Origin of the sequence: Nocardia elegans NBRC 108235, from assembly GCF_001612845.1 — a bacterium.
Taxonomy (GTDB): Bacteria; Actinomycetota; Actinomycetes; order Mycobacteriales; family Mycobacteriaceae; genus Nocardia; species Nocardia nova.
The window spans coordinates 206,670-229,331 of record NZ_BDBF01000001.1; the positions used below are offsets into that span (position 1 = coordinate 206,670).

A 22,662-nucleotide genomic window follows, 5' to 3' on the forward strand; every position below is an offset into this window, starting at 1 on the left:
CGTCAGCCCGCCTCTCCGGCGATCTCGAATCCGGCCTCGGTCAATGCATCGGTAGCGGCGGCGCTGCGCGATTCGGGCACCAGGACCAGATCCGCATGGTAGGTCGAGGCAACGAAGACGGGAATGCCGTGCTGCGCCAGGGGTTCCAGAATCGCGGTCAGCGCACCGGAGGTGTCCAGTTCGCGGGGCGTGGCGGCGTACAGGCCGAGCCAGCACGACTCCCGCTCCCACGGCGGGGCCTCGCGCACGACCGTCAGCCCCTCCGGCGCCCGGACCAGCGCCACCCATTCGTCGTCCTCCGGAAAGGTCGCGGAGGGGATGTGGTCGACGCTGAATCGGGACGGCACGATGTGCAAGCGCTGGGATTTCGCCATCGGCTCATCGTAGGCGGGGCTCAGGTCGTCGCCACCAGCAACTCCTCGCCGTTGGAGGTGCGCAGCCCGTCCGGCCGCCCGGCGAAGTAGCGCGCGTTGAGTTCGTCCGCCGAAACGTGATGCGCCGCCGTGAAACCGGCCTCCCGGGCCATGGCGACGATCTGCTCCGGGGCATAGAAGCTGCGGAATGGCGTGCCGGAGGCGGCCGCGCCGGATTCCGCGAACTCCCGGCTCGTTCGGTCCTGTTCGTCGAGCAGTTCCAGTGGCGGCATGAAGGACATGACGACCGTGGAACCGGGCGCCGATCGTGCCAGCAGCGACAGGGTCTCGCGATTGGCCTCGTCGGTGAGATACATGCTCACCCCCAGCGAAGCGACGATCGCGGGCCGGGACGGATCGAAGCCGGCCGCGGTCAGTCGCTCCCACCACGAATCCTTCTCGAAATCCACGGGGACCGAACGCAACCACTCCGGGAGGCTGTACCCGGTCTCGGCCAGACGCTGCCGCTTCCAGGCCTGCGTCTGCGGCTGATCGACCTCGAAAATCCGGAAACGAGCGGCGATTTCGGGGTTACGCTGCGGGAACGTCTCCAGTCCGGCGCCCAGCAGTACGTATTGGCCGACCCGCCCGGCCTGTTCGGTGAGCAGATCCTCCACGAATCGCGACCGCGCCACGATGCTCGCCCGGAAGCGGCTGGTGCCCACGGGATCCATATCGCCGCGCTCGCGCCAGCCCTCCGGCGGATCGGCCAGACGCAGGCCGATCTCGTCGTCGAGCACATGCGGCGGCGGGTCGAGCCGAACGTGCAGCGCGCGCCACAGCGCAACCCGCACGGCGGTCTGATCGGGCACGGCGGTCTGCTCGGGCGCCGCACCGGTCCGGGTATCGCTCATCGGTCACCACCGGGAGCCTGCAGCGTCCACACTCGCCCGTCGGGATCACGCACCGTCATCTCGCGGGTTCCGTAATGGGTGTCGGCGAACGGCGAGACCACCTCGACCGGCGCCGGAAAGTCCTGCTCCGCTTCCACTTTCAGCACGACCTGCATTCCCGGTTCGCGATCCGCCGGCACCTCGGCGATGAACAGATACGGACCGTCCCCGTTGCGGAGCTGTCCGGAATTGTGGTCGGTGGCGAATTCCAGTTCGAAGCCCAGCTGCTGGAAGAACTTCGCCGCTTTCCCCCAGTTGTGGGTCTCCAGAAAAATCGCCTCGACACCTCTGGCGGCCATCTCACTTCTCCTTCTCACGCGTCGGTGGTTCGGCGCCGAGATACGCCCGCAGCGCCTCGGCCACCAACGCCGACAGCGACATCTCCGATTCGACCGCCCGGTATTTGACCTGCTTGATCAGCTCCACCGGGAGATACACGTTGAACTGCTTGACTTCCTCGGCGCCCACGAGAGAACACTAACATGCTAGCAATCTAGATTGCTAGATCTACCCGCCTGCGAAAGTCACGGAGTGATCTTCCGAACCGGCTACTCGGACGACTCCTCGTCCGACCGCGGCGTCCCCGACAGCCGGATCACCCCCGCCTCGAGGTCGAGATCCAGCCGCGGCCGATGCTGCTGCCCGTCGCTGTCACCGCCGCTCTCGTCGGTCAGCTTCTTGCCGGGGAACATCTCGCCGAACACGCCCATAACCCCACGATAGCCGCCTGCGCGGCCGCGGGCGGGGACGGAAACGGCCTCAGCGCAGTTTGATCGACCCGCCGTCGACCATCAGGGTCTGGCCGGTCATGTATTTCGCATCCGCGCTGGCCAGGAATACCGCGACCCGGCCGATATCGCTTTCCGGGTCGCCGAAGCGATGCAGCGGGGTGCGCGCGAGCAAGGCCTCCTCGACGCCGGGATTTGCCTCGATATAGGCGGCGACCCCCTCGGTCAGCGCCAGCGGCGAGATCACGTTGACATTGATGTCGTCGGCGGCCCATTCGTTGGCGGCGACCCGGCTGATCGCCCGGATCGCCTCCTTCGCCGCCGCGTACGAGCCCTGCCGGACCTGCCCCTCCAGCCCCGCGCCGGAGGCGAAGTTGATCACCGAGCCGCGGTTGCGCTTCAGATACGGATAGCAGGCGCGCATCAATCGGAAGGTCGGATAGAAGCCGGTGCCGAAGGACAGGTCGAACATTTCCCGGGTGGTCTCGAGCAGCGGCGCCTGCTTGGAGACGTGGGCGTTGTCGACCAGCACGTGCACCGAGCCGAACCGCTCGACCGCCGCGGCGACGATCAACTCGGCGCTCTCCTCGCGGGTGATGTCGGCGTGCAGATACGCCGCGGCACCGGCCAGCTCCCGTTCCAGCTCGCTCCCGGCCTCGTCGTTGATGTCGACGAACAGGATCTCGGCGCCTTCCTTCGCGAAGGCGCGCACGATTCCCCGGCCGATGCCGCCCGCACCACCGGTGACGATCGCAACCTTTCCTTCGAGCCGCACGCCCACTCCTCTCGCTCCGGAAACTCCACGCTGTCAGGTCCGCGGATTCGGATCGGGCGCCGTTCCGGTCAGCGGGATACCGGACGAACGGGATGGACCGCCATCGCGGAGTGTGTCTGCCGTCACTACACTCGGGCTTCAATTCCGGTTCTCGCCCAGATTCGACGGGCAGGATGGAAGTGACTCACGATCGGAGGCATCGATGCCACTGGCCACATCGGCACCCCGCCCCCTGCCGCCGTCGATGGTGGAGCGGATGACGCTCATTCTCGACATGTTCGAGCACCGGTCGACGCGGCTGAGCCTCGTGGAGATCTGCACACACAGCGGGCTCCCGCGCTCGACCGCGCATCGCATCCTCGACCAGCTGGTGAAACTGCACTGGCTCGAGCACACCCCCTCGGGCTACTGCCTGGGCCGCCGTTCACTCGGGCTCGGTGGCTACGACGGCCGGCACGGCGAGATCCGCGAGGCGGCGGCCGAGCACCTGCACGAACTGCAGCTGCGGACCGGACTCGTGGTGCACCTGGCGGCTCTCGAAGGCGCCGACGAGGTGTTCCTGGACAAACTCGGCGGTCCGTTCGCGCGCACACTGGAATCGCATGTGGGGCGCCGCAGTTTCGCCCACCTCACCACCGGCGGCCGCGCCATGCTGGCCTGGCTGCCGCCGGAGGAGGTGGAGGCGCTGCTCAGCAAGCAGCTGTCGAATCCGGTCCAGGGCCGAGGCTGGGATGTGCCGAGCCTGCATCGCGAATTGAACCGGATCCGCCGCAATCGCGGACTGTCGTTCGACCGCGGCGAATACACCAATGCGATGGTGGGCCGGGTACTTCCCAGCGTGGCCGCCGCGATCCGGGGTCCGCAGGGCACGCTGGCCGCGATCTGCCTGTGCGGGGAAACGAACTTCGCGACGATGGAGCGTCTCGCCCCGCTGGTCGCGGAGGCGGCCGCGCGCACCTCGCGCGCGCTGGCCGCCGAGTCCCGCGGGCGACGTCATGTCCCGGCCGGCCGGCGCGCACAGGCGGTCCGGGCGAACGGGCGCTCGCTCGCCGCCTCGCCCAGTCGCGCCTAGGCGGCCGCGGGTCTCGCTGAGCGGAAACACCGGCATATGCCGGCGGCGTGCGTGACACAGTGCGGTGGTTGTGATGCTCCACACAGAAGGACCGCCCATGACCACCACGTCCATGCCCGATATCGCCGCCGTCATGCGCGAGCTGACCGGTCCGGGCGGCAGATTCGAGCTCGTCGAGGAGGAGGTTCTCGGCGCTCGCATGCCGGTGCTGCGGCACCGTCGCCGCGCCGTCGCCGAACTGCTCGCCGACTCGGTGCGCTTCGGTGACCGGGACTATCTCGTCACCGAGGATCGTCGGCTGAGCTATCGCGAACACGCCGCCGCGGCCGCCGCGCTGGCCGCCGCGCTGCGGGAGGAGTACGGCGTGAGGCGCGGTGATCGGGTCGCGATCCTGGCCGCGAACACCGTCGAATGGGTGATCACCTTCTGGGCGGCGCAGAGCCTCGGCGCGATCGCCGTCGGGCTCAACGGGTGGTGGGTGCCGCGCGAGATCGAGTACGGACTGGCATTGACCGAACCGGCCGCGGTGGTCGTGGACGCGAAGCGGGCGAAGTTGCTCGCCGATATCGACACCACCGCCGCGGTGGTGACCATGGACGAGGATCTGCCGCGCCTGATCGCCGCCCACGCCGGCGCCGAACCCACGGTCCCCGACGTGGCGGAGGACGATCCCGCCGTCATTCTGTTCACCAGCGGCACCAGCGGAAAACCCAAGGCGGCCTTGCATTCCCAGCGCAATCTGCTGGCCGTCACCGGCTATTTCGAGTACACTGACGCACTGGCCGCCGCGTTCAGCGGAAAGACGCTGGAACCCGGCGCGCCGCTGGATCTGCGCTGCCTGCTGACCTCTCCCCTGTTCCACATCGCCAGCCTGCACAATCTGGTGGTGCCGCGGCTGGCCACCGGCAGTGCGGTGATCATGCCGCAGGGCGGTTTCGACGCCGACCGGATTCTGCGCCTGATCGAGAAGGAGCGGGTGACCAACTGGGGTGCTGTGCCCACCATGGCCTCCCGGCTGCTCGAACACGGCGATATCGGACGCTACGACACCTCCTCGCTCACCGCCTTCGCCCTCGCGTCGGCGCCGTCGTCGCCGGCGTTCAAACAGCGTCTGCGCGAAGAGGTTCCGTTCGCGGCCGACGCCTTGGTGGACAGCTACGGACTCACCGAATGCAGTACCGCGGTCGCCGTCGCCACCCCTGCCGACCTCGCCGAATCCCCCGGCACGCTGGGCCGGCCGATCATCAGCGTGGCGCTCGAGATCCGCGATGCCGACGGGACACCCGTTCCGGAGGGCGTCGAAGGTGAGGTTTACGTCCGCAGCCCGTTCGTCATGCTGGGTTACTGGCGCAATCCCGAAGCCACCGCGGCGGCGATCGATGCCGAGCGCTGGTTGCGCACCGGCGATTTCGGCGTGATGGAACAGGGCCGCCTGCGCCTGACCGGCCGCCGATCGGATCTGATCCTGCGCGGCGGCGAGAACATCTACCCGGTCGAGATCGAGCAGTGCCTCGACGAACACCCCGATGTCGTGGAATGCGCCGTCGTCGGTGAGCCGCACCCCGATCTCGGCCAGCAGGTGGCGGCCGTCGTCGTTCTCACCGAGGGGTCCACGGCGTCGGAGGCGGATCTGCGCGAATTCGCCCGCGAACGGCTGGCGTATTTCAAAGTGCCCGAACGGTGGCGGATCACCTCGGATCCGTTGCCGCGCAACATCACCGGCAAGCTGATCCGGTCCGGGATCACGGTCTGACGCAGGGGTTTCGAGGCGTCGTCCGGCGCCCGCGACTCGATCCGGTGCCGATATTGCCGAATGTACGCCACGCCGGGCTCTACACTGGTGCGGACCTGATTGCCCTGTGTCACAGAGTGAGTGGTGCGCATGCCTCCGGATCCCGACCAGATGACGGCGGCGTTCGAACGATTATCGGCCCGAATGACGGTGCTGCAGGCCGGAATGCTGCTGGCACCGACGATGCACGAACAGGGTGCCGCCCGCTACGGCCGCATTGTCGCGGCGCAGCTGGCGGCACTCACGATCCGCGGACATGTCGATGTGCATGTCGGTAGCGACGGATTCGAGGGCGCGGATTCGCTGCGAGCGGTCCTGCTGCCCGGCCCGCCCGAACCGGTGGCCACCGAGGAGCGGCAGTTGTTGCGGCATCTGTTCGGCAACGGCTACTCCGTGCGCATCGCCGCCTGCACCGACGGGCCGGGCTGGGATCGGCTGAACGCGACGGTGCGTCGCGAGTTGATCGGCAACGGTTTCGGCTGGGCCAAACCCGATCGCTACCGGGCGCTGCGCACGATGGTCCGGCTGCGACGGCGCATGCTCGATTACGCGGCACAGCGACCGGCGTGGCAGGACAACGAGACACTGCACCTCGCGGGCTATCCCTACGCGGTGCTGTTCGCCGTCGACACCGGTCCGGGCCCGCATTGGCCGGGACCGGAGGAAGGCTCGCGGGCGCAGCTGTCCTTGCCCTGGAATCTGCCGCAGGCCTGCGCGCACGCCGTCCGCGATTCCGGCGAGATCGCCTACAGCGCGCCACCGGTAGGCACCGAGGAGCGGCTGGCCGAAGTCGAGCAGCTGCTGATCGCCATGGATTCCCATTCGCAGGGGGTGCGGTACCACCATATGGTCGAGGCCGAGCGACTGCACCGCTTGATCGACGATTACCGCTGGCGCTACAGCTTTCACACGCTGACCACCTCTCCTCGCCCCGAGCTGCTGCGGGCCGCACTGCTGGATCTGGTGCGCGAAACCGAAACCGTGCGCGCGTATGTGCGGCCCGGAGTGCCGGGTCACGAAGAGGCCGTGCTGGTTTCGATGTACGCGGTGCGGCTGTCGGATCTCGTCCTGGACCGCACGCCGTGACCCGGGGTCAGGAGCCGACCACGTCGCGGGCGCGGCCGACGAGGAGCGGATCGGCGGGAGCGACGATGTCGGGTTCCTTGTTCTCGTAGTCGAACAGGCCCGGCACGTGACGCATCGCGTTGAGGCGGGCGCGTTTCTTGTCGTTGCTCGACGCGGGCGCCACGCGGGTTGAGGTGTTCCATGAAACGCTTGATGGTGCCGCCCTTTCCGGCGGCGTCACGTCCCTCGAACTCGATGACCAGCCGCCAGCCCGTGGCCTTGACCCAGTTCTGCACTTTGAGCAGTTCGATCTGCAGCAGGCGTTTGTCGGCCTCGTAGACCTCGCGGTTCAGGCGTTCGTCGTACGGATAGCCTCGACGCCAGGTGTCGACGACCACACCGTCTGCGGCGGTGAGCAGTGCGGGATCGTCGTCGTTCAGGTCGTCGACGATGAATCCGGTGGTGCCGGTCAGGTCGACGGCGGACTCGAGGTCGGCGACGGCACTGAGATTGCGCTGCATGTCCGCCCTTCAGTCGTGGAATCCGGTTAGCGGCCAGCCACCGGCGGCGAGCTTCGCCGCGACCTGGCGCAGATCGTCCTCGCTCGGTTCGCAGCGGGTCACTTCCACGATCGCCGCCTCCACCTGTTCGCGATCGACGACGTCGGGCCGGCCGGCCAGCAGCAGGCCGAGAATCCGGTCGAGTTCGTCCTTGTTCAGTTGCTTCTTCAGCAGCGCGAGCAGCGGGAAGTAGTCCTTCGGCGGGACGCCGTCCGGGTAGCCGGCGCGCAGCCAATCCAGGATCTGCGCGAGCAAGCCCTCGTCGTTTGTCCTCGAATTCACCTGTGTACTCCTACTTCTCGACCAGGGTCGGATAGATGTGCTCGAAGCTGACCGCCTTGCCGAAACCGGACGCGACGATGATCGTGATACCGACGGCGATCGCGGCGACCACGACGGCGAAGACCACGACGGCCACCGCGGCGCCGAACGGATTGGGCCGGTGGACGGTTCCGTCGGCCGACTCGTGTCCGGTGGCGACCGCGAGACCGCGCACGCCGACGGCGAACAGCGCGGGCAGACCGGCGCCCAGCACGATGCCGACGAGCAGAATCTTCCAGACCGATTCGAGAACGAGCTTTATCGTTTCCATGGTTCTCAGACCTTCGCGATCGTGTCCGCGGGAGCGACCGGCTCGTCCCATTCGGCGTTGACGTTGGTGTGGTCGACCTTCTGCGCTTGGGCGCGCCGGTACATGTAGACCGAGAGCGCGCACAGGATCGCGAAGGCGGTCAGCGGGCCGAGGAGGGTTGGGATCTTCGCCGCGATCACCCACATCACCGCGCCCACCACGGCGGCGGCCGGCAGAGTGATGACCCACGCCGCCACCATGCGCAGCGCGATGTTCCAGCGCACCTGCGCACCGGGCTTGCCGACACCGGAACCCAGGATCGAGCCGGTGGCGACGTGGGTGGTCGAGAGCGCGAAGCCGAGGTGGCTGGAGGCGAGAATGATTGTCGCCGAGGAGGCTTCGGCCGCCATCCCCTGCGGCGAACTGATCTCGACCAGTCCCTTGCCGAGCGTGCGAATGATGCGCCAGCCGCCGATATAGGTGCCCGGGGCGATGGCGGCGGCGCACGCGAACTTCACCCACAGCGGCACATTGTCGGTCTCGTGCCAGGCGAGGGGGCCGGTCGACTGCGGATCCGAGGCACTGTAGCCGATCAGCGCCAGGGTGATCACGCCCATCGTCTTCTGCGCGTCGTTGGTCCCGTGCGCGAGCGAGACCAGGGAGGCGGTGCCGATCTGCCCCCACCGGAACCCGGCCTCGGTGAACCGTTCGCCGATACCCACCACGATCTTGAAGATCAGGAAGGTGCCGACCGCGGCCACGATGCCCGCGATCACCGGTGAGAACAGCGCGGGCATGATCACCTTGCCCACCACCCCGTCGATCTTCCCGTGCCCGATCCATACCACGCCCGCACCGGAAGCGATTGCGGCGCCGATCAATCCGCCGAACAGCGCATGCGAACTCGAGCTCGGGAGGCCCAGCAGCCAGGTCAGCAGATTCCAGATGATGCCGCCGATCAGTCCCGCCATCACGATGATCAGCAGGGCCCGCCCGTGATCCGCGGTGAACTCGGCTTTCGGTGTCCCGTCCTTGTTCTGGATCTTGACCACCGCGTTGGTGACCGTCAACGCGACCTCCACCGATGGAATCGTCTGCCTGCCACGTGCCGGAATCGGCGGGGCCTCCGGTGAACTGATCGCCGTGGGGATCCCGGCGCTAGGCGGCGACGATGGCCTCGGCGACCAGGCGGAGATCCGGCACCGCGCCCCGCGGTTCACGCACCCAGGTCCGGCGCGGGTTACCGGGTGTGGGCAGCGCGATCAACGCGCCAGGGCCGGTCTGGGTGACGAAGCAGCGGAACAGGTCCAGCGACCACCATCCCGCATCCTCACCACAACGGGGATTCTCGGCGAGAAACGACCAGACGCACCGGTCCCCCACCCCGACCCGCATCACCGGCACGGCCAGATCGCCGAGTATGCCGAGCACCGACGCGCCCCGCTCGGCGGGTGTCATCACCGCACACAGGCGCCCCGACCGCATGACCAGCGCCCCGATCCGTTGTTCGTACCAGGTGTCACCGAATATCTCTCGATATCGCGACTGCGCGGGCGCAATGCACGGAGTGGTCTGTTCGGTTACCTGTTCGCTCGCGTAGATGGCTGTCATCAGCCGATCCTCCAGCCCGTTCGCTATCGGACTGTGGCGGTGGAGTGACAGACGTGCTACAGAACAGCGGGACCGCCCGGCATAGTTCGGTGGGGGCCGAAGGGTTTCGCTTCTACTGTCCCGGCATGAGTTCAGCTGTGCAGCAGAGTCGTGAGGCCGAGGCATTTCTCGAGGCGCGTCGAGCCATCGCTCCGGATGTGGTCAGCGCCTGTGCGGGGTGGACGGCGCATGAGGTTACCGCGCATCTCGTGGCCGGGGCCGTCGAGATCAGCCGGCATCTGGAGCCGTATCCGAACGGTGAGCCGGTGCCCGCCACGCGCGGGTTCGAGGAGCGGGAGGCGCCGTTTCGGGCGATGAGCGACCCGGAATTGATGCGACGGCTGGAACTCGAGGAGCAGCGGTTGCGGGGGCTGCTCGGGGATGTTCTGGCCGCCGACCCCGGCGCGGTGGTCCCGTGGAGCGGCCGGACCATGCCCGTGGCGATGTTCCAGCCGCATCTGCGCAGTGAGTTCGCCGTCCACCGCTGGGACATCACCGGCGACGACGGCGTCGGCGACGAACTTCTGGCTCAGCCCGAACTCACCGCCCACGCCGTGCGCGCGCTCGGCCCGATGCTACTGGCGTCGGGCGCGCGCCGCGATCCGTCTCCGGATCAGAATTTCGACGTGCGGCTGCGCTCACCGGGGGCACCCGATATCCGGCTGTCGGTCGAATCCGGTTGCGCCGCACTGAGTTCGGTCGCAGACGCATCCGACGCCCCCGGCCTCGAGCTGGACGCCGCGGCCCGTCTCCTCGTCCTGTGGGGACGCCGTCCCGAGCCCCGCACCCGCGTCCGCAGCACCCTCGCTCCCGCCCAACTCACCAGGCTGCACGCGCTGCTCGCCGGCTACTGACACGAAAGGGCGAAACCGCCCTCGCGCCATCCCCTTTCACCACCAGACGCCACCCGCCCGAGCCCAACTAGGCCGTCGCACCTCCGACCCGGTAGCATCCCCCACGCGCGTGCAGCGCGGCGAGGGGCGGTAGCTCAGTCGGTTAGAGCCGCGGACTCATAATCCGCTGGTCGTGGGTTCGAGCCCCACCCGCCCCACAAACAACCTCTCACCAGCGGAAATCCCGAACCGAAGAGCCGATTCGAGACGCCCAGCGCGCGACGAGCTGTGTACTTCATCGTGATCGGTCGAGGGCCGCGACGGGCCGCCGCTTCCGGCGAGAGACCGCCTCCCGACTACCGTCCGGCGAGTTCGGCGACGACCGGGGCGAACCGGTCGGCGACGTCGGCGCCGAAAATGAAGTAGGAGAAGCCGATCTCCTCGCGTCGCCGCTGGATTTCCTCGACGGCGGCCGCCGGATCTTCCGGGAGTACGGTCAGTGCGTCCGCGGCGCGGAGGGCAGCGGGGTCGGTGTCCGGGGGTGCCATGTGTGGGGCGACGGTGTCGCCGACGACCGGCACGGCGAGTGCGAGCTCCAGGTCCGCTGTGGTGCGGAAGTCGCGGGCCAGCCGGTCGACCTCACTCCGAGGCTGGTCCCCCAGCGCGAAGGTGACCGTGTCGGCGACCTCGGCCGCCAGTGCCCGGGCCTTGGGACCGAGGACGGCCATCGCCACCGGGGTGTGACGGTCGGGGCCGTCGAGATCTCGCAGCGCCTTCACCGTCTCACGCACCTCGGCCAGCCGCTCACTCGGCGGGAGGACGGGCAGCCCTTTGTCGCGCAGCTCGTCCTCGATGCCCGGCCTGCCGGTGCCGATGCCCATCTCGAAGCGCCCCTCGGTCAGCAGCGACATCGAATGCGCTTCCCACGCCGTCTGCCAGGGCGGGCGCAGCGGAGAGGCGTACACCCAGGTGCCCACGCGCAGGTCGGTCAGGGCCGCGGCGGTGGCCAGCATGGGGCCGGGGGCCGGTTGCGTGAGCGGGAAGTCGGGCACCAGAAACGTCGAGTATCCGCTGTCGGCGATGCGGCGCACGCGATCTCGCCACGTCGGCACACCGGTCGTGAGCGGGGCGACAACCCCGAAGCGAAACGGTCTTGTCATGCCAGAACTCCTGTCGGTCGGTGCGTTCAGAGATATCGACGGCAGGTCCTCCCCGAATTCATCGGCACGGCCGGAAAGGCGTCCGGTCATCCGCGGTCCGCAGAGGCCGGAATCAACCGTCCCGCAGTGCGGCCATCGGACACGAGCCGATGGCGGCTCGAACCGCGGCGAGGTGTTCGGCCGGGATGTCGGCGTCGCCGAATCGGTGGGTCAGTTCCCCGTCGTCGTCGAGGCTGAACACAGCGGGCGCGTGCTGGGCGCACAGGCCGTGGCCCTCGCACCGGGAGCGGTCTACAAAAATTCGCATCGTGGTGTCCTTCAGGCGGGAATCAGTTGCAGCGGAAGGCGTTCGAAGCGGTAGATGATGTTGTTGACCGCTCGTTCGGTCGGGCCGGCGATCTCGATGCGGGCGACGCGCGCGATCAGGGTGTGCAGCATGGCCTGCGTTTCCAGCCGGGCCAGGCCCTGTCCGGCGCAGCCATGGGTGCCGTGCCCGAATCCGAGCTGGCGAGAGGCATCGCGGCGAATATCGAAGGTGTCGGGATCGTCCCACTCGTCTGGGTCGCGGTTGGCGGAGGCATAGATCACCAGGACCCGCGCCTCGGCCGGGATGACGGTGCCCGCCAGTTCGGTCTCGCGAATCGCCTTGCGGGAGAAAGCACGGAGCGGGGATTGGTGGCGCACCACCTCGTTCACGGCGTTGGGGATCAGGGTCGGGTTCGAGCGCAGCAGCTGCCACTGTTCGGGATAAGTCGCGAACAGGTACAAGGCACTGGAGATCGCGCTGATCGTGGTGTCCAGCGAGGGTGCCAGGTAGTCGATCAGCAGCGCCGGGCATTCCGAACGGGAAAGACTGCCTTCGTCGGCCGCCTGCAGGACCTCCGCGCCCAGGCTGTCCGGCGCCAAGTCCTTGTCACGGGCGAGTCGGCGGGTGAAGCGCATCATTTCGACGCTCGCCGGCGCCGTGCGCAACGTCTGCCCGTTGAGCGGGCCCAGCGCGTCGAATGTCGCTGCGGCCCAGCGTAAAAGGTCCTCGCGACCGCGCTGCGGCCAGCCGATCAGGTCTGGTACCACCGACATCGGCAGGGTAGCGGCCAGTTCCACGCCGTCGATCAGACCGCGCGATACCGCCGTCTCGACCGCTGTGACCGCCTGCCGGTGGACCGCCTCGCTCATCGTGCGCAGCGCTTTCGGTGTCATGTGCTGGGCCAGCAGCTTCCGGCGGCGACGGTGGTCCTCGCCGTCGCTGCTGAGCGTCGTCCCGCGCGAGAGGCGGTTCGTCACCGGGTTCAGCGCGACCCCCGCTCCGGAGACGAACGTGCCGTCATCGCGCAGGGCGGTTTTGCATTCGCGGTAGCGCGGTAACGCGTAGACGCGTTGCTTGGTCAGCCACACCACCGGCCCCAGCTCTCGCAACCGGGTGTAGTGCGGGTACGGGTCGAGGACCGCCGCCCGCGAGTACAAGTCTGGCTGATAGATCGGGGTGGCAACGCGGTGACGCATCGAGACTCCTCGGACACCGGACTCGTCGGCCGGCGTTTGCATTCGTGGCTTCGCCCGACGCCGGCGTGGACGTCCGTGGCCGGGCGATGGTGGAGGGGAATCGCCTGAGCGATGAACACAGACTAGAGGGCTTGCTGACTTCTAGTCAATGACTCATAATCAATTTGTGTTCGGTTCGGGTCGGCCAGCACTATCGACGTGAAAGGACCGTCGACGGAAGGGGTTCCGATGGCCGCAACGGCAGCGAAGGGGGGTGCTACCCGCGCGGAGCGGGCCGCAGAGAGCCGCCGTCGCCTCGTCGATGCCGCGGTCGGGTTGTTCTCCGAACAGAACTACGAGAATGTCGCCGTCGGGGATATCGCCAAGGCGGCCGGTGTCGCCCACGGACTGGTCTTCCATCACTTCGGCAACAAACGCGGCATCTACCTGGAGGCCATGCGCGAGGCATCCAACAGGATCGTCCGAGCGCAAACCTCGGATCCCGGTCTTCCACTCGCGCGCCGAATCCGCGCCGGACTGGCCGCTCACCTTCGCTATCTCGCCGCACACCGCGGGTTGGCGCTGCGCCTGGTGCTGGGCGGCCATGAACCGGACCAGGAAACGTGGGAGGCGTTCGAAGTCGGACGCTGGCGGACCATCGGGCAATGGGCCACCGCGCTCGGACTCGAGCCCGACAACGCCGCCGTCCGGATGATGATGCGGTCGAGCATCGGCGCCCTCGACCAGGCCACCGTCTATTGGCTGCGGAACGGCGAGCCGTTCGAGGTGGAATCCATGGTCGACTGCATCCTCGAGCTGACCGCGGCCGCGCTGCGCGCGGCCGCGAGACTCGATCCCGCCCTCGACGTGAACGCCGGGGTGAGCGCCCTGCTCGACGCCCTCGAGGACCGGTGAGAGATCGCTCTCGACCGAGGAGCGAGTCGTCCGGCGGGGCGGACCCCACCGGTCGGGATGGGGCACGTGGACGTTTCTCCCAACCATTTGCTACTGGCTTCGCCGCGGTGGTCGCTATGTCAGCAGCTGTCCGCGCCCTCCCCGGTGAGTTGGTCCGGCGCCGGCCGGCGGCCGGTGATGAGCAGTAGCAGATTCGTGACCGATCCTTCGATGATCGGCCCGGTGCCGGCGGTCCACTCACCATCGGAGGCCACGAGGCGGTAATTCCCGAACTTCTTGCGGGCGTGAAACGGGAAGCCGCCGTTCCATACGCGGTCGAGTGCCGATTCTGCTGCGGCTACCGGCATTTCGCGCGGGATGCCGAGTGGGATCGCGATGTCCTGGCCGTGCACCAGCAGATCCATCAGGCGGTCGACGGGCGTCGTACCGACGGGTGTGACCCGGGCGTCGACGCTGTCGCGCAGCTCGGCGAGCAGCTGTGCGGTGGTGCTGCGGCCGGCGTAGCGGATGGCGGTGTCGCGGACCATCCGATCGAAGTCGCCTCGTGCCCGGATCAGATTGAACAGGATCGCCCCGAGACCGGAATCCGCCGACATGATCAGGTGCGCGACGACATCGCGAACCCGCCAGCCCGCACACAACGACGTTTGCTCCCAGCCACTCTCGGGCAGGGCCCGCAACAGTTCGACCAGGCTCGCGCGCTCGGCGGCGACGGCCTGCCAGACCTGCTCGGTATCGATCGATGTCTTTCCAGCCATTGTCGGAACTCCTCAGGGTGATCGGTGTTGCCGTACCGTAGGTGTTCCAGTCGGGTGGAGGTTCCAGCAACTGTGACCCACAACACACGTCGCGATGGTCTGATCACCATCGGAGAGCTTTCCGAACGCACCGGCGTCCCGGTCCGCACCATCCGCTTCTATTGCGACGAAGGGGTACTGGACGCGCACCGCAGCGCGGTCGGGCATCGACTGTTCGATCCGGCGACGGCGGTGGATCACCTGCAGCTCGTGCGCCGGCTGCGCACGCTCGGCCTCGGGTTGCAGGCGATCACGGCCGTACTCACCGGCACCACCTCGATCACCGACGCCGTCGCCGCCGAAAGAGCCGCGCTCGACGCCGAATTGGAGGCACTGACCTGGCGCCGGGCCGTGCTGGCGGCGGTCGAGGACGCCTCGCCCGGCCGGCGCGCCGCGCGGCTGGAACTACTGGCCGCCGTTGGTGACGGCCGGCGCGCCCGCGACGAACTGGTCGCGTTCTGGCGCCGTTTGCTCACCCCGATCGCACCGGAGACATTCGACGGTTTCGTCGCCATGAACATTCCGGCCCCGCCCGCCGATCCGACGCCCCGGCAAGTCGTCGCCTACGCCGAACTCGCCACCGCGGTGACCGATCCGCGCCTGACCGCCGCGATGACACAACAGCTCTGGCGGCACGACCGCACGAATATCCGCGACAAACGCGCACTGCTGTCCGGCGTCGCCGAAGCCTGCGAGAGCGTGGACCCGCTGGTCGCGATGCACGTGGAACCACGGCCCGGCGTCGAACTCGACCGGTTTCTCGCCGCCCACGCCGCCGCCCGGCGCGTCCGCCCCACGGCCGAGTTCCGGCGCCGGCTTCTCCACGGCGCCGACGACAACGATCCGCACATTCGCCGGTACTGGACGCTCACCGCCGAAATCACCGGTACGACCACCACCGGCGCGGCGCAGGACTGGCTGTACCGGGCGCTGAGCCGGTCGTAGCGACGCCGCGCGCGGCCCTACTTCTCCAAATACGCGATCATTCCGTCGATGAGTCCCTGGATGGCGTCGTCGAGGTTGCCGTAGGTGCCGAGGGTGCGTTCGGAGGTGATGCCGCGCATGGCGGCGGGGATGAGGGCGGCGACGCGGCGGATTTTGACCGGGTCGACGCCCAGGTCGGCGAAGGCTCGTTCACATGCCTTGTCCCAGTTGGGTTTCCACGAGGCGAGTTCGGCAGCGGTCAGCGGATAGTCGCGTTCGAGTTCGGCGTGGTCGCGGGGCAGGGCGGCGCGCAGGGTTTCGATGGCGAGGGATTCGGGGCGGCGCAGTCCGATCGCCATGGTGTTGATCAGGGCGGCCACCCGTTCGGACAGGGTTCCTTCGGTCGCGACGCCGGCGGGCAGGTCGCCGCGTTTGTCGGCGGTGTAGCGGAGCACCGCCGCCCACAGTCCGTCGATATCGCCGAACTGATATTTCACGACTCCCCAGGTGGCGCCGATGTCGCGGGCGATCCGGTTGCCGGATACGGCCGCGGGGTCGCCGGTGGCCAGCGAGGTGATCGCGGCCTCGAGCATGGCCTCCCGCGATTGGATACCGCGCTTGTTCGCACGCCTCCCGTGCACCGCTACCTCCGTCACGACGGTCGATAATACCGTCCCTGAACTGCGGCATCCAGTTTCAACGAACCCTCTTGTTTTCTTTCATAGAGGGTTCTACCCTTGTGTCGCCGGGCGCGGCGGTCTGCGCCGCGACGCGCAAGCCCCTCGCCGAATGTGGAGGATCGAGATGGCAAAACCACCCCTGTCGATGGAGCCGACGGGCTGGTTCCAGGTCGCGTGGTGCACCGAGATCCCCATCGGTGCCGTCCACAAGATGAAGTACTTCGGCCGCGAGATGGTCGCGTGGCGCTCGGCATCGGGGCAGCTCGCGGTATTCGACGCGTACTGCGAACATCTCGGTGCGCATCTGGGCTACGGCGGGCGCGTCGACGGCGAGAACCTGGTGTGCCCGTTCCACGGATGGGAGTGGAATCGGCAGGGGCGCAACGTCTGCATCCCCTACGAGGCACATCCCAACAAGGGCCGCCGCATCCGCAGCTATCCGGTCGTCGAACGCAACGAGGCCGTGTGGATCTGGTTCGACATCGACGGCCGCGCACCGTATTTCGAGGTGCCGGACATCTTCGAGGCATTCGGTGACGACAAGACCGCCGCCGACTACTACCCGCCGGTGCCCGCGGCCACACTGTTCCGCCCGGGCCTGGAACTGCATCCGCAGTACATCATGGAGAACGGCGTCGACTTCGCACATTTCAAGGTCGTGCACAAGACGCCGTTCGTGCCGGAGTTCACCCGCCACGACTTCTCCGGCCCGGTGTCCTACGTGGACTTCACCATCGCCTTCGACGAGGGCATCAGCGAATCGGACGTCAACAGCGGCGTGGAATCGATCAATGCCGGGCTGGGCTGTTCGATCACCAAGAGCTGGGGCATGGTCGACAACCGCACCATGCCCGCGGTGACGCCGGTGGACGAATACACCTCCGACGTCCGGTTCACCGTGTGGATCGGCCGCAAGCCTGGCGACGACAGCCCCGAGATCAGCCGATACGGCAAGACGATGGCCGATTTCGTGATCGAACAGTTCGAGGCCGACATCGACATCTGGGCGCACCAGCGCTACTCCGATCCACCCGCGTTGAGCCGCAAGGAATTTCAGGGATTCACCGCGCTACGCCAGTGGGCGCTGCAGTTCTATCCCGACGTCGGCCCCGCGCGCACCGACCCGCACCGGCCGCACAGCGGCGCCGTACATCCCGCGGCCGACGCGACCGCCTGAGCACCGTCACCCCGCAGCCACCACACCGAAAGGCACGCGATGAGCACCTCCGACAAGATCCGGGTATTCCAGGTAGCCACCGGCAATCTCGGCACCGAGATGATCGGGCGCATCCGCGACCATCCCGATCTCGAGCTCGTCGGGTTGCACTGCTACACGCCCGAGAAGATCGGCCGCGACGCCGGTGAGATCGTCGGCCTCGACCCCATCGGGGTCACCGCGACCGGAACTGTCGAGGAGATCATCACCGCGCGGCCCGACGTCCTCACCTTCCACGGCGTCTTCCCCGACGAAGATCTCTACGAGAAGGTCCTCGAAGCGGGCATCAACGTGGTCACCACCGCGGACTGGATCACCGGTTTCCACCGCGATACCAACCACGCCCATCCCTCGGGCCGCAAGGTCAGCGAGGTGATCCAGGCCGCCTGTGAGCGCGGAAATGCCACCTTCTACGGCACCGGCATGAACCCGGGTCTGTGCCAGATACTCGGCATCGTGCACACCGCGGACGTCGCCGACATCGAGAACATCACCGTCACCGAATCGGTCGACGTCTCCTGCCACCACTCCGTCGACACCTGGAAGGCCGTGGGCTACGGCCGCCCGATCGACGACCCCACGATCCCGGATTCGCTCTACCGCTACACCGCGGTGTTCGCCGACTCGGTCTACCTCATGGCCGACGCCTTCGGACTCGAACTCGACGAGGTGACGTTCGGCTACGAACTCGGCGCCTGCACCAAGGACGTCGACCTCGGCTGGTACTTCATGCCGAAGGGCTCGCTCGGCGCGAACTACATCAAGTATCAGGGCATGGTCGACGGTATCCCGCGCGTGGAGACCCATCTCGAGTGGCAGATGACGCCGCACACCGACCCGTCGTGGGAGATCAAGGGCTGCTACATCACTCAGGTGACCGGCGACCCCAACATCTACAGCAAGCACATGATCTTCCCGCGCAAGGGTTTCGATCTGTCGAACCCGGAGAACTTCGCCTCGATCGGCATGACCGTCACCGGCCTGCCGGCCCTGAATGCCATCCGATCCGTGGTGGCCGCGCGCCCCGGCATCATCACCAGCGCGGACCTGCCGCTGCGCACCTTCGCGGGACGCTTCAGGATCTGAACGCTCGGCACCCGCATCCCGGCCCGTCGCGTGGATCGCGCATGCACGGGGTGCGGCTGAATCTTGTTGCGGGCTTTCGCGCTCCGCGCCGGTTAGGGTTGGGCAGGGGTTGCCCAGTCGCCTGATCGGAGGTGTGTGATGGCTGATCTGTTTTCCACCGCGCTGCGGGCTCATCAGTGGATCTACGAGAAGTCGGACGGGTTCGTGGGGCACCGGCTGCTGTTCGGAAACCCCACCCTGTTGTTGCGAACGGTGGGGCGCAAGACCGGGCAGCCGCGCACCAGTGCGCTGACCTATGCGCGAGACGGCAACGACTATCTGGTGACGGCGTCCAACGGTGGGTCGCCGCGGCCGCCGGGGTGGCTGGCGAATGTGAAGGCGGCGCCGGAGTGCGAGATCCAGGTCGGGCATCGGCGGATTCCGGTGACCGCGCGGCCGACGTATCCGGACGACACCGAGTACGCGCGGCGGTGGTCGCTGGTCGACAAGGTCAACAAAGGCCGGTACACGCAGTACCAGAAGATGACCGATCGGCCCATATCGGTGGTGGTGCTCAGCCCGCGGAAGTGACGCGGGCGGCGGTCGGACTCGTCACATTCGTCCGGATCGCTTGGTTTTCGGGCAAAGGTTTCGCTATCCTCGCCTCCGAGGGGAGTACTTCCCAAGCGCCACACCGGTCAGTACGGATTCCGCCGTCGGGATCCCCGGATGGCCACCCGGATTCCGGGTGAAGGAGACCTCGGGTGCTTTCGCATACCCGAGGAGACCTGTGAACTCGTCCGTTCTCGCAGCCCAACAGCTGCACACCATCGGCTCCCCCTGGCTGTGGGCCGCCACCATCGCCGGTGTGCTGGTTCTGCTCGCGCTGGACTTCGTCGTCACCCGCAAACCGCACGAGGTGTCGATGCGGGAGGCGGTCGGCTGGACCGTGTTCTACCTGGCGCTGCCGGTCGCGTTCTTCGGCATGCTGTGGGCCGGATTCGGATCGAAGCCCGCCACCGAGTTCATCACCGGTTATCTGTTGGAGAAGTCGCTCTCGGTGGACAACCTGTTCGTCTTCATGCTGCTGCTGGCGGCCTTCGCGGTCCCGGCGGTGCTGGCGCAACGGGTGCTGTTGTTCGGCATCGTGGGCGCACTGGTGCTGCGCGGCATCTTCATCGCCGTCGGTGCGGCCGCGCTCGCCTCGCTGGACTGGGCGTTCCTGCTGTTCGGCGCGGTTTTGCTGCTCACCGCGCTCAAGCTGATCCGCGACGCGGTCACCGGGCACGAACAGGAAGTCGACATTTCCCGCATGCGTTCGGTGCGCCTGATGCGCAGGCTGATGCCCGTCACCGACGACTACCGCGGCACGAAGATGGCCGTGCGGGAGGCCGGCCGCCGCGCCCTGACCCCGCTCGCTCTGGTGGTCACCGCCGTCATGGCCACCGACCTGGTGTTCGCGATCGACTCGGTGCCCGCGGTCTACGGCGTCACCGGCGACCCGTATCTGGTGTTCGCCACCAACGCCTTCGCCCTGCTGGGCCTGCGCGCCCTCTACTTCGTCCTGCAGGCGGTCCTGGCCCGCCTGGTGCACCTCGCCTACGGCCTGGCCGTGATCCTCGGCTTCATCGGCGTCAAACTGGTGCTGCACTGGGCCCACGGCTACTGGGACTGGCTGCCGGAGATCCCCACCGCCGCCTCCCTGCTGGTGATCGTGCTGGTGCTCGGCGTGGTGACCGTGACCAGCCTGCTGGCCACCCGGGGCGAGAAGGACGGCGACTCGGTTACCGTCGACACGTCCGCTCGATGAGCACCGCGGCCCGCGGGCGCAGGAGTTGTCCGCCGCGCAATCTCGGCCGTACCGTGGGCCGGTGCTGTCCCGCTTCCGGCGTATCGATCCGGTCCGCACCCGGCGCGCCGTCGATGCGCTGCGATTGCCGGAGGCCGTCTTCAAGACCTGTCCCTGGCAACCGCGGGAATTGGTGGACACCGGTCTGCGGCAATGGTTGCGATGCTGCGGAGCGGCGCTGGCCGACGACCAGGTGATCGGCATGCCGTCCCATGCCGTGGACGAGGCGTGGCACGGTTTGATCCTGTGCACCAAGCGTTACCGGGACTTCTGCGAGGCCGCGTACGGCCGGTTCCTGCACCATTTCCCCGAGGGAGACGGCTACGGCGGCGGCAGCGGTGTGCCGATGGCGACTCAGCTCGGACGCACCGTCGTCGCCTGGTCCCTCGTAGCCGACCCGGGCGAGGTCTGCGTGCTGTGGGATCTGGATGTCGTTGTGGGAGTGGAGAATCCGTGGGGAGTCTCGCCGGAGCGGATCGCCGAGGTGGAAACCGCCCTGGGTGAGATCAGCGGAGGTTCAGGGCGCCGCGCTCGGCGGTGACGATGGCCGCCGGTCGCCACGGATTGCTCCTGCCGCACAGACACAGACCGGCGCGAACCGATCGGGTGCGACGATCCCCTGGGCCGCCCGCGCATGCCGGCCGAGGTGGCCTTTCGACCTAGCTGCTGCTGCCGCCACCGCAACTGCTCCCGCCGCCACAGCTGCTACCTCCACCACAGCTACTCCCGCCACTGCAACTACCGCCCCCGCTGCAACTGCTGCCACCTCCACAGCCGCTACCACCGCCGCAACTACTACCGCCACCGCAACCGCTTTCCCCGCCGAAGCTGTCCGTACTGCAACCGCCTCCGCCGCAATCACTTCCGCTGAATGTGCGGCCACTACGACCCGCATCGCCGGCCTCCCATTTCCGACGCCGCGCCGACGGCGATGCTTCTCGGCGAACGGCTGCCACCGAGATCCAGACGAGTGCGCCGACCACGGCCGCGATGACGACGAAGTGCATGAGCGGACCGTAGCCGCACAACCCGGTGTTCGCCCGGTGAGCCGGTTGTGCCGCTCCCGGCGCGACCTCTCCGGCCGCGAACCTCCCTCGCGAACCGTTCGTGGCCCGCTCGGCGCAACGGTGCCATGATCGATGGCAGGAGCCCGGTCCCGGGCGTGCCGGGCGTTTCGCATGGTGGTGACGCTATGGACGTTGCGACGTTTGCCGCATTCATCGTGGGGGCGGGGGCGGTGTGCGCCGGGGTCGCGTTCGGGACCGGGTTGCGGGTGGTTCAGCAGTACGAACGCGGGCTGGTGTTCCGGTTCGGGCGGGTGCGGGCGGTGCGTAAGCCGGGTTTGCGGGTGCTCATTCCGTTCGTCGACAAGATGCGCAAGGTGCCGATGCAGGTTGTCACGATGCCGGTGCCGGGGCAGGAGGGCATCACTCGCGACAACGTGACCGTGCGGGTCGACGCGGTGGTGTACTTCCGGGTGATCGACCCGACACAGGCGGTGGTGGAGGTGCAGGACTATCTGTTCGCCGTCGAACAGGTGGCGCAGACCTCGCTGCGCTCGATCATCGGTAAGAGCGAACTCGACGATCTGCTGTCCAACCGCGAACAGTTGAACAAGGGCCTGGAATTGATGATCGACAGTCCGGCCCTCGCCTGGGGCGTCCACATCGACCGGGTGGAGATCAAGGATGTGGCGCTGCCGGAGGCGCTGAAACGGTCGATGTCTCGGCAGGCGGAGGCCGAGCGCGAACGCCGCGCCCGCGTCATCACCGCCGAGGGCGAGCTCCAGGCCTCACGAAAGCTGACCGACGCCGCCGAACGGATGGCGACCGCCCCGGCGGCCCTGCAGCTGCGACTGCTCCAAACCGTCGTCGAGGTTGCGGCAGAGAAGAATTCGACCCTGGTGCTGCCGTTCCCGGTGGAGCTGTTGCGGTTCCTGGAACGATCGACCCCGCCGGAATCGGGTGCGGCGCCGGCCGAGAGCCGCTCGGACACGCCCACCGCCGAAGCCGGGACGGCGCATGCGCCGGACACGGATTCCGGCGTGGACCCCCGCTCCGCCGAACCGCCCTGGGCCGACGCCTCGCGATCACCGCAGCGCGCACCGATTCGCCCCGAGTGAAGGCCGGCTGCTCCCCCGGCTCCCTCGACCCCGGCTCGAACAAGCGGACCGGTCGCATCGACCGTACGACCGGTCCCCCGCGCCGACGACGCGAAACGCG

General features: G+C 67.9%; 26 protein-coding genes, 1 tRNA gene and 2 pseudogenes. 13 read left to right on the top strand and 16 right to left on the bottom strand.

Annotation, left to right across the window (positions count from 1 at the left end; all coding sequences use genetic code 11):
* Positions 1 to 2: 2 nt before the first annotated feature.
* From NE2_RS00910 to NE2_RS00930, 6 genes are all read right to left on the bottom strand, one after another.
* Positions 3 to 374 carry an ACT domain-containing protein gene (locus tag NE2_RS00910; RefSeq protein ID WP_063022945.1) on the bottom strand — a complete coding sequence of 124 codons (372 nt, stop codon included), beginning with the start codon at positions 372 to 374 and terminating at the stop codon, positions 3 to 5.
* A gap of 20 nt (positions 375 to 394) precedes the next feature.
* Positions 395 to 1,267: a class I SAM-dependent methyltransferase gene (locus NE2_RS00915; protein ID WP_063022946.1), complete on the bottom strand. Its 873-nt coding sequence runs from the start codon at positions 1,265 to 1,267 to the stop codon at positions 395 to 397.
* The gene (locus NE2_RS00920) at positions 1,264 to 1,605 is read right to left on the bottom strand and encodes a VOC family protein (RefSeq protein ID WP_063022947.1); all 342 of its coding nucleotides are present in this window, start codon (positions 1,603 to 1,605) and stop codon (positions 1,264 to 1,266) included. The genes NE2_RS00915 and NE2_RS00920 overlap by 4 nt, the downstream gene beginning before the upstream one ends.
* Position 1,606: 1 nt before the next feature.
* Positions 1,607 to 1,774 (bottom strand): ribbon-helix-helix domain-containing protein, encoded by a 168-nt coding sequence (locus tag NE2_RS00925; RefSeq protein ID WP_036499828.1) that lies wholly within the window; start codon positions 1,772 to 1,774, stop codon positions 1,607 to 1,609.
* 80 nt (positions 1,775 to 1,854) lie between these two features.
* Positions 1,855 to 2,016 (bottom strand): hypothetical protein, encoded by a 162-nt coding sequence (locus tag NE2_RS36155; protein ID WP_167356682.1) that lies wholly within the window; start codon positions 2,014 to 2,016, stop codon positions 1,855 to 1,857.
* Positions 2,017 to 2,065: 49 nt separating this feature from the next.
* Entirely contained in the window at positions 2,066 to 2,809 is a 744-nt protein-coding gene (locus NE2_RS00930) for an SDR family NAD(P)-dependent oxidoreductase (protein WP_063023317.1), read from the bottom strand.
* 202 nt (positions 2,810 to 3,011) lie between these two features.
* Between NE2_RS00930 and NE2_RS34630 the strand changes: the two genes are divergently transcribed.
* From NE2_RS34630 to NE2_RS00945, 3 genes are all read left to right on the top strand, one after another.
* A complete protein-coding gene (locus NE2_RS34630; RefSeq protein WP_167356683.1) occupies positions 3,012 to 3,881 on the top strand; it encodes an IclR family transcriptional regulator in 870 nt (289 codons plus the stop codon).
* A 97-nt stretch (positions 3,882 to 3,978) separates the two neighbouring features.
* Positions 3,979 to 5,634: a steroid-24-oyl-CoA synthetase gene (casG, locus tag NE2_RS00940; RefSeq protein WP_063022951.1), complete on the top strand. Its 1,656-nt coding sequence runs from the start codon at positions 3,979 to 3,981 to the stop codon at positions 5,632 to 5,634.
* A 183-nt stretch (positions 5,635 to 5,817) separates the two neighbouring features.
* Positions 5,818 to 6,759: a hypothetical protein gene (locus NE2_RS00945; RefSeq protein ID WP_063022953.1), complete on the top strand. Its 942-nt coding sequence runs from the start codon at positions 5,818 to 5,820 to the stop codon at positions 6,757 to 6,759.
* A 104-nt stretch (positions 6,760 to 6,863) separates the two neighbouring features.
* Here NE2_RS00945 and NE2_RS34635 read toward each other — a convergent pair.
* The 5 genes and pseudogenes from NE2_RS34635 to NE2_RS00970 all read right to left on the bottom strand — a co-directional run.
* Positions 6,864 to 7,259, bottom strand: a pseudogene (locus tag NE2_RS34635) (polyphosphate kinase 2); the annotation flags it as partial.
* A gap of 9 nt (positions 7,260 to 7,268) precedes the next feature.
* A complete protein-coding gene (locus tag NE2_RS00955) occupies positions 7,269 to 7,580 on the bottom strand; it encodes a DUF3349 domain-containing protein (protein WP_063909229.1) in 312 nt (103 codons plus the stop codon).
* 10 nt (positions 7,581 to 7,590) lie between these two features.
* Positions 7,591 to 7,890, bottom strand: coding sequence for a hypothetical protein (locus tag NE2_RS00960; protein WP_063022957.1), 300 nt, complete (start codon positions 7,888 to 7,890; stop codon positions 7,591 to 7,593).
* Positions 7,891 to 7,895: 5 nt separating this feature from the next.
* Positions 7,896 to 8,954 (bottom strand): annotated as a pseudogene (locus tag NE2_RS00965) (inorganic phosphate transporter); the annotation flags it as partial.
* A gap of 73 nt (positions 8,955 to 9,027) precedes the next feature.
* The gene (locus NE2_RS00970) at positions 9,028 to 9,480 is read right to left on the bottom strand and encodes a hypothetical protein (RefSeq protein ID WP_063022959.1); all 453 of its coding nucleotides are present in this window, start codon (positions 9,478 to 9,480) and stop codon (positions 9,028 to 9,030) included.
* 125 nt (positions 9,481 to 9,605) lie between these two features.
* Between NE2_RS00970 and NE2_RS00975 the strand changes: the two genes are divergently transcribed.
* Both NE2_RS00975 and NE2_RS00980 read left to right on the top strand, forming a co-directional pair.
* A complete protein-coding gene (locus NE2_RS00975) occupies positions 9,606 to 10,373 on the top strand; it encodes a maleylpyruvate isomerase N-terminal domain-containing protein (protein ID WP_063022961.1) in 768 nt (255 codons plus the stop codon).
* A gap of 123 nt (positions 10,374 to 10,496) precedes the next feature.
* Positions 10,497 to 10,570: transfer RNA gene (locus NE2_RS00980), tRNA-Ile, on the top strand.
* Between the two features lie 138 nt (positions 10,571 to 10,708).
* Here NE2_RS00980 and NE2_RS00985 read toward each other — a convergent pair.
* The 3 genes from NE2_RS00985 to NE2_RS00995 all read right to left on the bottom strand — a co-directional run bounded on the left by NE2_RS00985 (position 10,709) and on the right by NE2_RS00995 (position 13,015).
* Positions 10,709 to 11,512, bottom strand: coding sequence for an LLM class flavin-dependent oxidoreductase (locus NE2_RS00985; RefSeq protein ID WP_063022963.1), 804 nt, complete (start codon positions 11,510 to 11,512; stop codon positions 10,709 to 10,711).
* Positions 11,513 to 11,624: 112 nt separating this feature from the next.
* Positions 11,625 to 11,819 carry a ferredoxin gene (locus tag NE2_RS00990; protein ID WP_063022965.1) on the bottom strand — a complete coding sequence of 65 codons (195 nt, stop codon included), beginning with the start codon at positions 11,817 to 11,819 and terminating at the stop codon, positions 11,625 to 11,627.
* 11 nt (positions 11,820 to 11,830) lie between these two features.
* Positions 11,831 to 13,015, bottom strand: coding sequence for a cytochrome P450 (locus NE2_RS00995; protein WP_063022967.1), 1,185 nt, complete (start codon positions 13,013 to 13,015; stop codon positions 11,831 to 11,833).
* A 228-nt stretch (positions 13,016 to 13,243) separates the two neighbouring features.
* Here NE2_RS00995 and NE2_RS01000 point away from each other — a divergent pair, with 228 nt between their 5' ends.
* The gene (locus NE2_RS01000) at positions 13,244 to 13,909 is read left to right on the top strand and encodes a TetR/AcrR family transcriptional regulator (protein ID WP_084493666.1); all 666 of its coding nucleotides are present in this window, start codon (positions 13,244 to 13,246) and stop codon (positions 13,907 to 13,909) included.
* A gap of 119 nt (positions 13,910 to 14,028) precedes the next feature.
* Here the strand turns inward: NE2_RS01000 and NE2_RS01005 are convergent, their stop codons facing one another.
* Positions 14,029 to 14,667: a maleylpyruvate isomerase family mycothiol-dependent enzyme gene (locus tag NE2_RS01005; RefSeq protein ID WP_063022971.1), complete on the bottom strand. Its 639-nt coding sequence runs from the start codon at positions 14,665 to 14,667 to the stop codon at positions 14,029 to 14,031.
* Positions 14,668 to 14,739: 72 nt separating this feature from the next.
* On the opposite strand from NE2_RS01005, the gene NE2_RS01010 reads away from it, so the two are divergent.
* Entirely contained in the window at positions 14,740 to 15,651 is a 912-nt protein-coding gene (locus NE2_RS01010) for a MerR family transcriptional regulator (RefSeq protein ID WP_063909230.1), read from the top strand.
* 17 nt (positions 15,652 to 15,668) lie between these two features.
* On the opposite strand, the gene NE2_RS01015 is transcribed toward NE2_RS01010, so the two are convergent.
* Positions 15,669 to 16,286 carry a TetR/AcrR family transcriptional regulator gene (locus tag NE2_RS01015; RefSeq protein WP_063022973.1) on the bottom strand — a complete coding sequence of 206 codons (618 nt, stop codon included), beginning with the start codon at positions 16,284 to 16,286 and terminating at the stop codon, positions 15,669 to 15,671.
* A gap of 148 nt (positions 16,287 to 16,434) precedes the next feature.
* Between NE2_RS01015 and NE2_RS01020 the strand changes: the two genes are divergently transcribed.
* From NE2_RS01020 to NE2_RS01045, 6 genes are all read left to right on the top strand, one after another.
* Positions 16,435 to 17,487, top strand: coding sequence for a Rieske 2Fe-2S domain-containing protein (locus tag NE2_RS01020; RefSeq protein ID WP_063022975.1), 1,053 nt, complete (start codon positions 16,435 to 16,437; stop codon positions 17,485 to 17,487).
* Positions 17,488 to 17,526: 39 nt separating this feature from the next.
* Positions 17,527 to 18,612, top strand: a complete 1,086-nt coding sequence (locus tag NE2_RS01025) for an NAD(P)H-dependent amine dehydrogenase family protein (RefSeq protein ID WP_063022977.1) — start codon at positions 17,527 to 17,529, stop codon at positions 18,610 to 18,612.
* 138 nt (positions 18,613 to 18,750) lie between these two features.
* Positions 18,751 to 19,182, top strand: a complete 432-nt coding sequence (locus NE2_RS01030) for a nitroreductase family deazaflavin-dependent oxidoreductase (RefSeq protein ID WP_063022979.1) — start codon at positions 18,751 to 18,753, stop codon at positions 19,180 to 19,182.
* 199 nt (positions 19,183 to 19,381) lie between these two features.
* Positions 19,382 to 20,401 (top strand): TerC/Alx family metal homeostasis membrane protein, encoded by a 1,020-nt coding sequence (locus tag NE2_RS01035; protein WP_063022980.1) that lies wholly within the window; start codon positions 19,382 to 19,384, stop codon positions 20,399 to 20,401.
* Positions 20,402 to 20,462: 61 nt separating this feature from the next.
* On the top strand, positions 20,463 to 20,981 hold the full coding sequence (locus tag NE2_RS01040) for a UCP032817 domain-containing protein (protein WP_063022982.1): 519 nt from the start codon (positions 20,463 to 20,465) through the stop codon (positions 20,979 to 20,981).
* 651 nt (positions 20,982 to 21,632) lie between these two features.
* Positions 21,633 to 22,562: a slipin family protein gene (locus NE2_RS01045; protein WP_084493668.1), complete on the top strand. Its 930-nt coding sequence runs from the start codon at positions 21,633 to 21,635 to the stop codon at positions 22,560 to 22,562.
* The last annotated feature ends 100 nt before the right edge of the window (positions 22,563 to 22,662 follow it).